Source organism: Streptomyces pseudoechinosporeus, assembly GCF_054783935.1.
The window spans coordinates 2,021-15,475 of sequence record NZ_BAAGPS010000012.1 but is presented as its reverse complement, the minus strand read 5'-3'; the positions used below and the strand labels follow the sequence as shown (position 1 = coordinate 15,475).

Here is a 13,455-nt window from a genome sequence, read left to right as displayed (position 1 = left end):
TGCCGACTGTGGACGCGCCGCGCGCCGTGTCGACGGGCGGATGGCCGGACACACACCGACCTCCGCCCGTCCACGAGGACTCAGGCGGCGGTGCTCAGCCCGGGCTGCGCGGTGATGTCGCGTTCCTCCGCCCGCAGGACCATCGGTTTCGTGGACCGGCGTTCCCGGAGCACGTAACCCGCTCCGATCGAACCGGCGATGATCAGCCCGCCGGCCACGAGGGCGCCGCGTGCCCCGGCCAGCTCCATGAGGAGACCGAGCGCCGGCGGCCCTGCGAGACCCCAGGCCGTACGAATGCTGCCCCACACGCCGAGCACACGTCCCCGCAGATGGGCGGGCGGGTCGGTCTGCAGGACCGTCGTCCCGGCGGTGTCGGAGACGGACTCCACCACCGCCATGGGCAGGACGAGCACCAGCAGCAGGGCCAGCGACGGCGAGAGCCCCGCCACCGCTTGGAGGAGGCCGCCCGCGGCAGCCAAGGTGCCCACGATTCGCACGGAGGGCTTACGCAGCCGGGCGCCCAGGACGGCGCCGAGGATGCCTCCGACGGCGAGGACGGTGGAGACCGTGCCGAACGCTCCGGCGCCCCCGGCGAGCGGCCCGGTGACGAGCACGGCCAGCGTGAGCGAGTAGTTCCGCCCGAACACCGCGCTGATCCCGGTGACACCGGCCAGCGCGACCAGCCGGGGCCGGCGCATGAAGAATGCCAGGCCCTCCCGCATGGTCATGTCCTGGCTCGCGCTCTTGGTGCCGCGCTGGGCAGGGATGGCGGGCGCAGGGACCTCGGAGCGCCTGGCGGCCTTGTAGACCGGACGGAGAAAGGGGATGACCGAGGCGACGAAGAGAAAGGACACCCCGTTGGCGGCGTACGCGGCGGCCGTGCCGAGGAAGCCGACCGTCACCCCGGCCAGAGCGGTACCGGCGAGCCGGCCCGCGTTGGACACCAGCGAGCCCACCCCGATCGCGGAGGGAACGTCCTCCGTACGCACGAGATCGTTGCCCAGCAGCGAGCACGCCGGTGCGTCGACCGTGGCGATGAGACCGGTGACGGCGGCCAGCGCCATCAGAACGGGCACGTTGAGCTGATCGACCGCCACAAGGACGGCCGTCACGAACGCCACGGCGCCGAGCAGCGCCTGGCTGACCGCGGCGGTCAGCTTGCGGGGCCAGCGGTCGACGGCGGCGCCGCCCGCGAGGCTCATGAGCAGAGCGGGCGCGGCCTGCACGGACACGGACAGCCCCGTGGTGGCGGCGGATCCGGTGATCTGCAGGACCAGCAGGTTCTGCACCGTGAGCTGCATCCAGGTACCGGCGTTCGACACGAGGTTCGCGACGGACCACCAGCGCATGCTGCGGTACTTCAGGGATCGCCACGGCGAACGGGACTCGCTCGCGGGCGGCACATCGGGGGAGGCAGGGACGGGCACGGGCGCGGAAGGAGAAGAAGACACAGTGAAGTACTCGAAAGACGAGTCCGGGGACTCAGGCAGAGGTATCGGCGGGAGCTCGGAATGCCGGCTGCGCTGCGCGGTCGCTCCACCGGATCGGCGTCGCCCATCGTGGCAGACGGGACCGCCGAGTCAGGACAGGACTCACTGTGCTTCGGTGCCTGAGAGGTACGAAGTCCCCGATGCCGTCGGGGAATTGACGCCCATCGTGGGGTTGATCACAGCACCCGAATACGCACATACGGCACGAACCGGACGTCGGGGAAAGTGGCGACGGCCACAGCCGCGCAGCCGGTCGGCGGGCTAATCCGACGTGCCGGGCCTTTCCGTCACGGTCACAGTGGGACGTAGGGCGGTTGCCGAGAGTGAACCCCATCATCCGGCCGACACGACGGAAGGCAGAGACAGACATGGGCGGTGCAGGCGACGCAGTACAGGTCGATCTCCAAGGCAAGAAGGCGCTGGTGACCGGCGGTGCACGAGGCCTGGGCGCCTCGATCACGCGGAGGCTGGCCGGAGCGGGAGCATCCGTACTGATCGCCGACGTGCGCAAGGACCTGGCACAGGAACTCTGCGACGACCTTGCACGGGCGGGCCGCGACGCACGCTTCGTGGAGCTGGACGTACGGGACGCCGACGCCGTCGCGGAAGTCTTCCGGGACCTCGAGGAGACCGGGCAGACGGTGGATGTGCTGGTCAACAACGCCGCCGTCGACGTCACGAAGCCGATCGAGCAGCTGACGGCCGACGAGGTGACGCGGGTCATCGCCACCAATCTGCTGGGGCCGATGTATCTGTGCCTGGAGACCTACCGGCGCATGGTCGCCCGTGGCGGCGGCCACATCGTCAACATCCTGTCCACGGCCGCGAACCGCACCTGGACCGAGGCCGGGCCCTACTCGGCGGGCAAGGCGGGTCTGCGCGCGTTCACCCACACCTTGTTCAAGGAGGCGCAGCGGGACTGCCAGGGGATCGGTGTCACCGGGATCATCTCCGGCGGCATGCGGACGCCGTTCATCCTCGACCGGTTCCCGGACGCCGACGTATCGATGCTGCAGAGCCCTGACATCGTGGCCGACACGGTCCTCTACGCTCTGTCGGTCCCGGCCGGCAGCGCGGTGTCCGAACTCGTCGTCGTCCCGCGCAGGGAACCGTCCTGGCCCTGACCCTTCCGTGCCCGCCACGTCAGGCACGGAGCTTTCCGGCGCTCGCCACAACTGCGACGGCCGGGGCACAAGGCCCCGGCCGTCATGGACGGAAAGTCGGTCACTGGCCGCCGAAGACGGCTTTGCTCACCTCGGCCGGGTTCTCGAACTTCTTCTTCCCGAGGTGCGAGATGCGCTCCGTGAGCTCCTTCGGCGCGCCGTTGTCCCGGGCGGCCTTCGCAAGCTTCTTGGGGTCGGCCGGGTAGTCCACGCCGGACAAGGCCTTCTGCAGGTCAATGGGGCTGACGTCTGCCATGCTGCCCTCCAGGTGGTGAGATGTCGGGACAGTTGTGGAGTGGGCGCTTCCTTGTACGCCGACAACTCCCCGCAGTACCCGCGACCCGCCGGACCATGCGCCGTCAGTCCTTCTTCCCGCGCCCCGTCAGCGCATCGCGCAAGCGGTCGACGAGTCCGGCTCCGGGCGCCAGGATCTTGTTGGCCGGAGGCTTGTCCGGTGCGGAGGGGTGCGGACGCGTCGGTGCCAGCTTCTTCGCCTGCCGGACCTTGTCGCCCAACTCGTCGAGGGCCTCGGCGGGAGCCGTGTCACGCAGCATGGGGAAGAGGTTCTCCTCCTCATCGGCCACGTGAGAACGAATCTCGTTCATGAGCATGCCGATGAGCCGGTCGAACTCGGCATCGCTCGCCTCGCAGCTCTCCAGGTCCTTCATGATCTGCTCGGCCCGGGAATGGTCGTCGATCTCCTTGTCGGCCACCGTGTCCCCATCGGGCAGGTACTGCCGCACAGCCGGGTAGAGATGCTCCTCCTCGGCCACCGAGTGCCGTACGAGCTCCATGGTGGCCTGGTCGGCGTAGACCTTGCGGTCCTTCTCGCCGGGCGGCAGTGCCTCGATCCGGCCGAAGATCTCCTCGACCTCCCGGTGGTCGGTCACCAGCTCGGTGATGACGTTGCCTTCGTGTGCCATGTCCAGTACCTCCAGTACCTCGCTCAAGGTGCGGCGGCCCCTGGTACGGACCCCACCTCGGCCTCCGGGTGCCCCCGCCGGGGGAGAGCTAACGCCTGGCCGGTGCCTGCTCAGCCGAAGGTGCCGGCAGAGGCGGAAGCCGTCGTCGACGCCTCGTGGCTGTGCAGGTGATACACGCTGAACGCCCTGCGAATGACGGGCTGCGCGACGTTGCGGACCGGGACGCCGCCGCTGGTCATCCCGTGTTCCGTACCGGCGTGGGCGTGTCCGTGGACGGCCAGGTCCGCGCCCGCCGTGTCGATCGCCTCGGCCAGGAGGTAACTGCCGAGGAACGGATAGATCTCCGGTGGCTCACCGGCCAGCGTGTCCGGCACGGGGGAGAAGTGCGTGAGCGCGACCCGCGTACCGCAGCCCTGCCCGGCCAGTTCGTCCAGAGCCGTACGCAGACCGTCGGCGCAGCGGCGCGAGTACCGGATGAACTCCTTCATCAGCGGTTCACCGAACTCACTGCCACTGCGGCCGACGAAGCCGCCGCCGAAGCCCTTCGTGCCCGCGACGCCGACCCGCGCGCCGTCGACTTCGACGACCGTTGACTGCCCCTCGAGAACGCGCACCCCCGCCGCGCGCAGCACGGCGGTGACCTCCTCCGGCTTCTCGTCGTGGTGGTCGTGATTGCCGAGCACGGCGACGACCGGCACCGGCACAGAGGCCACCTCCTCGGCGACCACCCGCGCTTCATCCGGCGTGCCGTGCCGGGTGAGATCACCGGCCAGGAGCAGCAGGTCGGCACAGCCGGACAGCGTGTCGAAAGCCGGCCTGAGCAGGCCCTGACTGTCCAGCCCCATATGAATGTCCCCGACGGCCGCGACGCGGATCATGCCACCTCCTCCGGGTGATCGGGAGCCGCGGCCTCGGCCACGACGATGTCGTAATGAACGGCAAGACCGGCCAGTTCCTCGTTCACGGTGCGCAGCAGTTCCTCACGGCAGTGCGCGGTGGGCACGGTGCCGATGACCGACACGGACGATCCCCGCGGCTCGACGCGCATGCCGAGCTCGCCCAGTTCCCCGGCGGCGAGCCGCTCCTGCAGATGGGCGATGCGGTACTCGATGTTGTTCCCGGCGGCTCCGGCGTCCGCCGTGGTCCCCGTACCACCCGGGTCGTGTCCGGCATGGGCGTTCATTGATCTCCTCCCTGCGGTGCGATGACGTCCAGGCGCTCCAGCAAGTACAGAAAGGCGGCCGGCATCGGTACGTCCCTGAACTCGTGGCGGATCTGCTCCCAGTCGACCTTCTCGCGCAGCAGCCGGGCGATCGGCAGGACGGCGCCGAAGTCGCAGTGGTGCTCGGAGAAGGCGGCGAGCAGGCTCCGCAGCAGGTCGGTGGGTGCCAGGACGGGCATCTGTACGGAGTCCACCGGCATCTCCCGCGCCCTGCCGAGCAGCTCGGTGCTGACCGGTCCATGGGCCAGCCCGAAGATCAGGTCCACGTCCTGCCCGAGGCACTTGGCCTTCAGCAGCCAGTCCTCGGGAGGCGCGTACACCGTCAGACCGGCGTCCTCCAGCGTGGCGGCGACCGCTTCGGCGTCCTCGGGTCTGATGCAGAAGTCGGCATCGTGCTGGAGGCTGCCTGCCCCGCCGTGGGCGTAGACGGCGACACTCCCGGCGAGAGCGAAGTCGTGCCCGTGCCTCTTCAGGAGGGCGGCGACCTGCTTGGTCGCCTCCAGGATCGCCTGGTGACGGTCGGGCGGAAGCTGCTCCGCGCCCGCATCGGGCCGACGGCTCCCCTCGGCCGCACCGCCCGCCAGATGCAGTTCAGGAACTGGGCGCCGCCCGTCGAGAGCGGCGTCATCCGCGTTCTGCGCCACTGCTGCTCCCTTTCCGGACACCGCCGCCGCACCGTCGGTGCAGGCCGGCCGCCTCCGACAAACCCTGCGCTGATGGCTGTACGGGTCTCCACCGCACGACGGATCAATCAGGGTTGCAGGCGGTACGGGAGAACGGTCGGCGTCACCCGGTCGGGCCCCGGTGTCCGGGCGAGGGGGGAAATCCACGTTTACGTTCCTTGAAAAGGGAGACGCGAGTGATGTGCCGCGGTGCTCGCCCTATTTGTCGTGAGGGACTGACGGGGCACGGCGACGGAGTCGCTCTCCGCCGACGACTCGCCACCGCGGCACGCCACGACCCCGAGGGCCGGGCACGGCCGAGGTCAGGCGATCCCGGCCCCTGCCTTCCAGCGCTGGTCGTCGTCTCCGTCCGCCGGGGCGAGGTCCAGGCCGTTGCCGTCGGCCGGGGTCACGGCGTGGTCCGGGGCGATGGCCGGGTGGAGGACACCCGTGCCGTCCACCGTGAACCGAAGGTTCTCGCCGTTTTCGCCCTCGAGCGATTCACAGGTCCAGATGCCGAGGCCGTCGTCGACGGAGCCGCGGCTGTCCAGGCAGAAGTCCGGGTCGGCGTACGACTGGAGGGCGCCGCTTGCGGCGTCGACACGCCAGCGCTGGGTGCCTGACGCGGAGCAGTCGGCGGCGATGACGTTCGTACCGTTGTCGAAGTCGCCGTCCTCGACGTCCAGGCACAGGCCCGAGTCGACGTTCACCACCTGGGCGAAGGAGCCGTCCGGTGGCCCGGATGCCGGGGGCGTCGTACGTGTCGGCGTCGGTGTGGGCGTAGGCGTCGGTGTGGGCGGCGTCGGGCTCGGTGAGGCCGGGCGCGTCGACTTCGTCGGCTTGGGGGACGGGGACCGGGTCGTGGAGGACGGGGCCGGGGGCGGGGAGAACGTCGACGTCAATGTGACCGACGGTGGCCGCGGCGGGGTGTCCACAGCGCCGGCCGACTCCTGCGATCCCGAGCCGCCCTGCGTCAGCAGGTAGACCAGCAGTGGTGCGACCGCGACACCGAGGGCGGCCGAGGCGATCGCCAGGCGGCGGGAGGGCCGCCAGGCCGACCACCTCCACCAGGCCGCAGTGCCCTCGCCCTGCCCCGTCGTCGTACGCGTTTCCGGCTGCTCCTCGTCCACCGCCCCGCTGCTCATGGCGTACGCCGTGCCGCCCCAGGGCAGCAGCCCCTCGGCCACAGCCGCGCGCGGAGTGTCGCGCAGGGCCGCCAACTCCTCGTACCCGGTGGCACAGTGCGGGCAGACGCCCATATGCGCGTCCAGGTCCGCGCTGCGGCGCGCACTCCCGGGGCGTACCGCCTCCTCGATCAGGCGGAGAAAATCCTGACAGCCCGGATCGTCGGAGCCGGCGAGGCGCGTCTTGAGTACGGAGTGGCACAAGGCCTGGAACGCCCCATCCACGCCGTACGCCACATCCTCGGGCGTGACGCCAAGAAGGCGGGCAGTGCCAGCCTCGGACTCCCCGTCCACGACGCCGTACCAGACCAGACCCTGCACCCGTGTGGGCAGCGCCAGGAACGCGGCGAGCATCGGCGGGACGGGTCCGTCGGGGCCCGCACCCGCCTCGCGCAGGCGGGTGAGCAGGCCCGGATCGAGGCGAGCGGCACGTTCGTCGGCGGACCACTCGGCGGCCACGCGGCAGGCGAGCAGCAGGAGTTGATGCCGCCAAGGGGTACGCGGCTCGAGGCCGCGCGCCGTCTCGCGGGCCGCGAGGGTGAAGGCCGTCGCCGTGATCCGATGGGCCGCCGACTCGTCGACGGTGCACAGACGCGCGTACGAGAGAACCGCGGGCCGGTGGCGGCTGCGCAGCTCGCGCCAGGCGGGGCGCGCGGTCCGGGCGTCGGCGCGCAGCAGATCGGTCAGCCGCGCGTCGGACACCGAGGGGAGTTCCTCCTGCTCGGGCGGCATCGGGTGCTGGGGGACCTGCGCGCCGCCGTCGGCCTCGGTGTCGCGGTACTCGTCGGACTCGTCGCCCCGAGCCATGGCCGTGCCTCCTCGCACCACACGCTGTTACTGCCTGTCGGGATCCCGGCGTGTCTGTGGGTCTGTAGTGACCATAGTGACGACAGGGGGTGGAGAGTGCGGACATGAAGACATGAATGGCTCTTCATGTGATCCTGTATGGTGAGGGCACGGCCGGCCCCGGGAACCGCCGTCTGCCCGTACGCCCTCATGCGTCCCTCACGAAGGACAGTGATGACCTCCACGCTCACCCCGCCCTCGGTCGACCGGGCCGTGCCCGCGCGCGCCGGGAACGCGCCCCGGCGGCGCACCCGCATCCTGGCGCTCCCCGAGGCCCGCTGGGCTGCCGCGGCCACCGCCCTCTTCCTGCTCGCGCTGCCCCTCCAGCTGACCGGTGCCCCCGCCTGGACCTGGGGCCCCCTCTACTCGCTGGCGTACGTCACCGGCGGCTGGGAACCGGGCTGGGAGGGACTCAAAGCGCTCAAGGACAAGACCCTCGACGTCGACCTGCTCATGATCGTCGCCGCCCTCGGCGCGGCCTCGATCGGGCAGGTGATGGACGGCGCCCTGCTGATCGTCATCTTCGCGACATCCGGCGCGCTGGAGGCACTCGCCACCGCCCGCACCGCCGACTCGGTCCGCGGTCTGCTCGACCTGGCTCCCTCCACAGCCACCCGGCTGACTCCGGACGGCGGCGAACAGGCCGTCCCCGTCGAGGAGTTGACGGTCGGCGACACCATCCTCGTACGACCCGGAGAGCGCGTCGGCGCCGACGGCCGCGTACTGGACGGCGCGAGCGAGGTCGACCAGGCGACCATCACCGGCGAACCGCTCCCCGCGCCGAAGGAGCCCGGCGACGAGGTCTTCGCGGGCACCCTCAACGGCACCGGAGCCCTGCGGGTCCGCGTCGAGCGCGACGCCTCCGACTCGGTGATCGCCCGGATCGTACGGATGGTGGAGGAGGCGTCCGAGACCAAGGCGCCCACCCAGCTGTTCATCGAGAAGGTCGAACAGCGCTACTCGCTGGGCATGGTGGCCGCGACCCTCGCCGTCTTCCTCGTACCGCTCGCCTTCGGCGCGGAACTCGCCGACTCGCTCCTGCGCGCCATGACCTTCATGATCGTCGCATCGCCGTGCGCGGTCGTCCTGGCCACCATGCCGCCGCTGCTGTCCGCGATCGCCAACGCCGGACGGCACGGCGTGCTGGTCAAGTCGGCCGTGGTGATGGAACGGCTCGGCCAGGTGGACACGGTCGCCCTCGACAAGACCGGCACCCTGACCGAGGGCACTCCTCGCGTGACCGACGTACGGCCGCTGCCCGAATCCGGCCTGGACGAGAGCGAGTTGCTGATGCTCGCGGCGGCAGCCGAGCACCCCAGCGAGCACCCGCTGGCCCGAGCGGTCGTGGACGCTGCCCGCGAACGCGGCCTCGACCTGCCCGCCACGGAGGACTTCACGTCCGCACCCGGCGTCGGGGTGCAGGCCGTCGTCGACGGCCGCTCGGTCGCGGTGGGCGCCCCGGCCCGACTGCTGGACGACGCCGAGAGCCCAGCCGTCGCGATGGCCGAGGAGCTGGAGGAGTCCGGTCGTACCGCCGTCCTGGTGGTGGTCGACGGTGCCCCCGCCGGAGTGCTGGGCATCGCGGACCGGCTGCGCCCGGACGCCGCCGCCACCGTCGCCTCCCTCACCAAGTTGACCGGTACCGCTCCGACCCTGCTCACCGGCGACAACGCCCGGGCCGCCGCCCACCTGGCCGCCGAGGCCGGCATCGACGACGTACGTGCCGGACTGCTGCCGCAGGACAAGCTGAGCGCGGTGAAGGAAATGGAGGGCGCGGGCCGCAAGGTGATGGTCGTCGGGGACGGCGTCAACGACGCGCCCGCCCTGGCCGCCGCCCACACGGGGATCGCCATGGGCCGGGCAGGCTCCGATCTCGCCCTGGAGACCGCCGACGCCGTGATCGTCCGCGACGAACTCGCCGCGGTCCCCACCACCGTCGCCCTCTCCCGCCGCGCCCGGAAGCTGGTCGTCCAGAACCTTGTCATCGCCGGGGTGTTCATCGCCGGACTCGTCATCTGGGACCTGACCGGCACCCTGCCGCTGCCACTCGGCGTCGCGGGCCACGAGGGCTCGACCGTCATCGTCGGCCTGAACGGACTGCGCCTGCTGCGGGAGTCGGCCTGGCAGCGGGCGGCCGGTGCGGGAACCGGCTGACGGCCGGACCCCGATGGGACACGAGATCCGAGAGGTGTGAGCCCAGGCGCGGCGATGGCCGCCCGGCGGGAAGCCGGGCGGCCATCGGGGCGCCACGGGGGCGTGAATGCCGGCGCTACTCCTGTGCGTGACGGATGGCGTCCAGCACGATGTGCGCCACGTGGTCGTCGGTCAGGGTGTACTGGGTCTCGCGGGCCTGGCGCCGGGCGGTGACGATCCGGGAAGTGCGCAGCACTCTCAGATGCTGGGAGACCAGAGGCTGGCTCACGCCCAGGGTGGCGACCAGTTCGTGGACGTACTTCCCGCCGGTGGACAGCTCGCGCACGATGCCGAGGCGCACGGGCGAGGCCAGGGCTCGCAGCAGCTCACTGGCGGCCTGCAGGGTTTCCGCAGGCTCGCTTGCCGGGGAAGGGGAAGTCGTTTCCATATGCAGACATTAGCATATGGCAATAATTCCCGATTCGGCTGTGCCGCGGCCTGTCCGACCCGGCGTCAACCCGCGTCGGTCGTCAGTGGTCGTCCCAGTGTCCTTCGTGGGCGGCGTGACGGTGGCCGTCGTGCACGTAGTCGGTGTGGTCGTCGTGCGGCACGGCAACATGCCCGCAGCCCTCGCCGTGCTGGTGCTCGTGTCCTTCATGGACCGAGTGGCCGGCGCCGTCGCACTCGTCGACGTGGTCGCCGTGCGCCCGGTGGATGTGTCCGTCGTGGGCGTAGTCGGTGTGGTCGCCGTGGGGGATGGCGACGTGGCCGCAGTCCTTGCCATGGGCGTGCGTGTGGTTCTCGTGGGTGAGGTGGTCGGTGGCGCTGGTCATGAGGGCTCCTTGTCCTGTGTCTGGCGTTGCCCGACGGCTCTCGTGTGCCGCAACGCATTGCGACATTAACATATAGCGATTCCTGCATGCACCCGTCGGATGCGCCGCAGTCAGCCGCTGCCCCGATCCTCCGGGACGGGGAGTCATGACCGGGTCAAAGGGCGGTAATCGGTGCGCAGAAAGATCCAGGTCCTGGATCCTGCCGGCGAATGACCGTAACTGTCGATATCGGACGTATCGCGTCACCGTGTAACGCGCCATCCGAGCGCGGCGCAGTTTCCATAAGGCGCGGAAAGCGCCCCGCATGCGTCCGCGGCCGAGAATTCTCCAATGGGGAAGGCGTTCTCTGTCGCGGCTGCTCTTCCATGCCGTCGAGGCAGTGGACACGCCAGATGGGAATCCCCGTGAGTAACTTCGAACCCGTACACGAAAACCAGCAATACGACCGCAATCAGGCTCACAGCCACCGTCACGAAAGGACAAGAGACGGCTCCGTAGCGCGACGAGCAGCCCTGGTCATCCACACCGTCGCCGATGTCGCCGCCCTGTTTCTGGGCCTGTGGATCTTGCTCTACCTGCTCGACGCCAACCAGACGAACGTCTTCGTCGAGTTCGTGGAAGATGTCGCCGACTGGCTGGCGTGGTGGTCACAGGACATTTTCACGATGGACACAGACGGGCTTCGAGTTCTCCTCAATTACGGCCTGCCTGCCGTGATCTACCTCTTGATCGGACATGGCATCGCCGCACGGGTACGCCACCTCTGACGTAATTCATCATCCGCTCGCAGATGTGAAGAATGGGAAACCATGCGAGTGGGATTCGAAATCGCTGAGGTGTGCCAGTTCGCTGTGACCACACGCGCCTGCGGCCGGTGCGTAGTTCCGCGTACCGGCCGCGCGGATCCCGGTGGTGGGCCGGGCGCCGAAGCGGATCCGCCGCGTCAGGGAACCTGGTACGGGCTTGGCTTCTCGAAGGCGCACGCCTCGTGCAGGGCGGCTCCTGGCACCCTCCGGGACGTCAGCGCCGAGGCAGCTTGGCGGCGGCGGACCTGGCAAGGGCGGTGGCCATCGAGCGGAGTTCGGCGGTGGGTCGCCCGCCGTCGACCTGCAGGCGGAGCATCTCGGCGGCTGTTTCGGCGTTCTCGCCGCTGTACTCGCGGTACTCGACGAAGACCGAGCAGGTGTCGTCCTCGGCTTCGACGATGGCGTTGTAGCCGCTGAGCCGGATGGAATCGCCGTCCGCCGCGGTCTTGGGCTGATCGCGGAAGAAGCTCACCTCCGTCTCCAGATCGTCGACGTCGCTGAACCACTCGCAGCTCCACTTCGCGACCCCGACCTCCCCCGGCGCGCCGGCCTTGATGCCGGGGACGACGGACAGCGCCTTGGCGTCGAGCAGATCGCAGGCGTTCAACCAGGCCAGCGAGTCTTTCGGGTAGTCCTCGGAACGGCGGGGGATCGGGCCCTGGTTCAGCACGTCGGCCGCGCTCCGGGCGGCCGAGTCGGCGACCGCGCACAGCGTCGCGGCGCCGCCGGTCACGGTGCCGTCACCCACGTTGACACGGACCCCGACGAGGATGCCGTCGGCCGCCCTGTCAGGCACCAGCTTCAGCTCACACTCGTCGTCCGCCGGCTCCTCCTCCATGATGCCGATGCTTCCGATGGTTCTGGCGGGTTGCGACGTCTCGGGCCGTGAGCCCGGGCGGAGGTCGAGCGACACGTCGATACGGTTCTCGCCGCCGGTGTGGACGAGCACGTCACAGCGGTCGAAGTTCCCGTAATCCACGTCCACTTGAGCGTCGCCGAACCGCCCGAGGGCAGTGGGGTCGGCCAGCCGACACAGGTCGGCGGTGTGGGGATCGCCGATCAGGGACTGCCCTGCGCCGTTCGAGGCGTCGTCCGTGGGACGGCTCTGGCCGGCCTGGTCGGTGGCATGCGTGTCGCCGCCGTCGTCATCGGGGAGTAGGACAAGGCCCAGGACCAGGGCGGCACTGATGCCGAGGGCCGCGGCGAGCAGTGGCCAGCGCCGCCGCCCGCTCCCGGCCGGCTTGTCCTCAAGGGTCCGCTCGCCGGTATCCCGCTCGGGCCCGGCGATGGCCGCCAGGAGCCGCTTGACCTCGGTCGCTTCGGGGCGTTGCCGTGGATCACGCTGGAGCATGGCGGTCAGTACGGGATACAGCGCTCCCACGGCCTCGGCGTCCATCTCTACGACGCCCCGCTCGGCCTTCCAGTGCGTCAGGCGCTCGGTGTCCTGGCCGTCGACCCCTTCCTGCTCGTGCTCATCGTCCCCATCGGACGCGTTGCCGCGCGGCGGCGAACCGGTGACCAGCGCATAGAGCGTGGCGCCCAGGCAGAACACGTCCGAGGCCGGCCGGGGGATGTTCCCCCGGGCCAGCTCGGGGGCGGCGTAGGCCGGAGTGAAGCTGGACGGACCGTTGGCCGTGACGGTTTCGGTGCCGCCGGCCCGGTGAGCGGCACCGAAGTCCAGCAGCTTCGCGGTGCCGCGCCCGGTGAGGCCGATGTTGGCGGGCTTGATGTCGCAGTGCACGATGCCCGCCTGGTGCAGGGCGGCGAGTGCGTCGGCGAGCTGGGCACCGATGCGGGCCGCCCGCTGGGGAGACATCGGCGGCTCCCGGTCCAGGCCGCCGCCAGGCACGTACTCCATGATGAACCAGTACGTGTCCTCCCCGCCCCCGCTCCCCTCCCCGTCTTCCGGCACGGTCACGACATCGAACAGGGTCACGACATGGGGATGATCGCGGAACTTGGCCATGGCGCGCGGCTCGCCCAGCAGCCGACGTACCGCGGTCTCGCGGTCGCCCTCGATCCGCTCCGGTTTCAGCGCGACGTCCTGCCCGACCACCTTGTCGTGGGCCAGCCACACATCACCGCTCCGCCCTGCGCCAATGACCTCCTTGAGGACATAGCGGCCGGCGAACTCGTCTCCACGACGCACGGTTCTCCCCTCATCTCGATCCAGAACGCGCGCGGCCCCCTGGC

General features: G+C 70.3%; 13 protein-coding genes. 3 read left to right on the top strand and 10 right to left on the bottom strand.

Going from position 1 to position 13,455, the window contains the following annotated elements:
- Window positions 1–80: 80 nt before the first annotated feature.
- Window positions 81–1,349: an MFS transporter gene (locus ACYVO6_RS17720; RefSeq protein WP_461062957.1), complete on the bottom strand. Its 1,269-nt coding sequence runs from the start codon at window positions 1,347–1,349 to the stop codon at window positions 81–83.
- Between the two features lie 509 nt (window positions 1,350–1,858).
- On the opposite strand from ACYVO6_RS17720, the gene ACYVO6_RS17715 reads away from it, so the two are divergent.
- Window positions 1,859–2,614 (top strand): SDR family oxidoreductase, encoded by a 756-nt coding sequence (locus ACYVO6_RS17715; RefSeq protein WP_461062349.1) that lies wholly within the window; start codon window positions 1,859–1,861, stop codon window positions 2,612–2,614.
- 100 nt (window positions 2,615–2,714) lie between these two features.
- Here ACYVO6_RS17715 and ACYVO6_RS17710 read toward each other — a convergent pair whose 3' ends face one another.
- The 6 genes from ACYVO6_RS17710 to ACYVO6_RS17685 form a co-directional block, all read right to left on the bottom strand.
- Entirely contained in the window at window positions 2,715–2,909 is a 195-nt protein-coding gene (locus ACYVO6_RS17710; RefSeq protein ID WP_033319846.1) for a DUF2795 domain-containing protein, read from the bottom strand.
- Between the two features lie 103 nt (window positions 2,910–3,012).
- Complete coding sequence (locus ACYVO6_RS17705; RefSeq protein ID WP_461062348.1) at window positions 3,013–3,576, bottom strand: hemerythrin domain-containing protein; 564 nt, start codon at window positions 3,574–3,576, stop codon at window positions 3,013–3,015.
- Window positions 3,577–3,686: 110 nt separating this feature from the next.
- On the bottom strand, window positions 3,687–4,454 hold the full coding sequence (locus ACYVO6_RS17700; RefSeq protein ID WP_461062347.1) for a metallophosphoesterase family protein: 768 nt from the start codon (window positions 4,452–4,454) through the stop codon (window positions 3,687–3,689).
- On the bottom strand, window positions 4,451–4,759 hold the full coding sequence (locus ACYVO6_RS17695; protein WP_461062346.1) for a hypothetical protein: 309 nt from the start codon (window positions 4,757–4,759) through the stop codon (window positions 4,451–4,453). Before ACYVO6_RS17695 ends, ACYVO6_RS17700 begins: the two co-directional genes overlap by 4 nt.
- On the bottom strand, window positions 4,756–5,442 hold the full coding sequence (locus tag ACYVO6_RS17690; protein WP_461062345.1) for a nucleotidyltransferase family protein: 687 nt from the start codon (window positions 5,440–5,442) through the stop codon (window positions 4,756–4,758). The genes ACYVO6_RS17695 and ACYVO6_RS17690 overlap by 4 nt, the downstream gene beginning before the upstream one ends.
- Window positions 5,443–5,783: 341 nt before the next feature.
- Window positions 5,784–7,451 (bottom strand): ricin-type beta-trefoil lectin domain protein, encoded by a 1,668-nt coding sequence (locus ACYVO6_RS17685; protein WP_461062344.1) that lies wholly within the window; start codon window positions 7,449–7,451, stop codon window positions 5,784–5,786.
- 213 nt (window positions 7,452–7,664) lie between these two features.
- Here ACYVO6_RS17685 and ACYVO6_RS17680 point away from each other — a divergent pair, with 213 nt between their 5' ends.
- Window positions 7,665–9,644, top strand: a complete 1,980-nt coding sequence (locus ACYVO6_RS17680; protein ID WP_461062343.1) for a heavy metal translocating P-type ATPase — start codon at window positions 7,665–7,667, stop codon at window positions 9,642–9,644.
- 115 nt (window positions 9,645–9,759) lie between these two features.
- On the opposite strand, the gene ACYVO6_RS17675 is transcribed toward ACYVO6_RS17680, so the two are convergent.
- Together ACYVO6_RS17675 and ACYVO6_RS17670 are read right to left on the bottom strand one after the other, a co-directional pair.
- Entirely contained in the window at window positions 9,760–10,071 is a 312-nt protein-coding gene (locus tag ACYVO6_RS17675; RefSeq protein WP_461062342.1) for an ArsR/SmtB family transcription factor, read from the bottom strand.
- An 82-nt stretch (window positions 10,072–10,153) separates the two neighbouring features.
- On the bottom strand, window positions 10,154–10,456 hold the full coding sequence (locus tag ACYVO6_RS17670; protein WP_461062341.1) for a hypothetical protein: 303 nt from the start codon (window positions 10,454–10,456) through the stop codon (window positions 10,154–10,156).
- 404 nt (window positions 10,457–10,860) lie between these two features.
- Between ACYVO6_RS17670 and ACYVO6_RS17665 the strand changes: the two genes are divergently transcribed.
- A complete protein-coding gene (locus ACYVO6_RS17665) occupies window positions 10,861–11,223 on the top strand; it encodes a hypothetical protein (RefSeq protein ID WP_461062340.1) in 363 nt (120 codons plus the stop codon).
- Between the two features lie 253 nt (window positions 11,224–11,476).
- Here the strand turns inward: ACYVO6_RS17665 and ACYVO6_RS17660 are convergent, their stop codons facing one another.
- The gene (locus tag ACYVO6_RS17660) at window positions 11,477–13,411 is read right to left on the bottom strand and encodes a serine/threonine-protein kinase (RefSeq protein WP_461062338.1); all 1,935 of its coding nucleotides are present in this window, start codon (window positions 13,409–13,411) and stop codon (window positions 11,477–11,479) included.
- Between the last annotated feature and the right edge of the window lie 44 nt (window positions 13,412–13,455).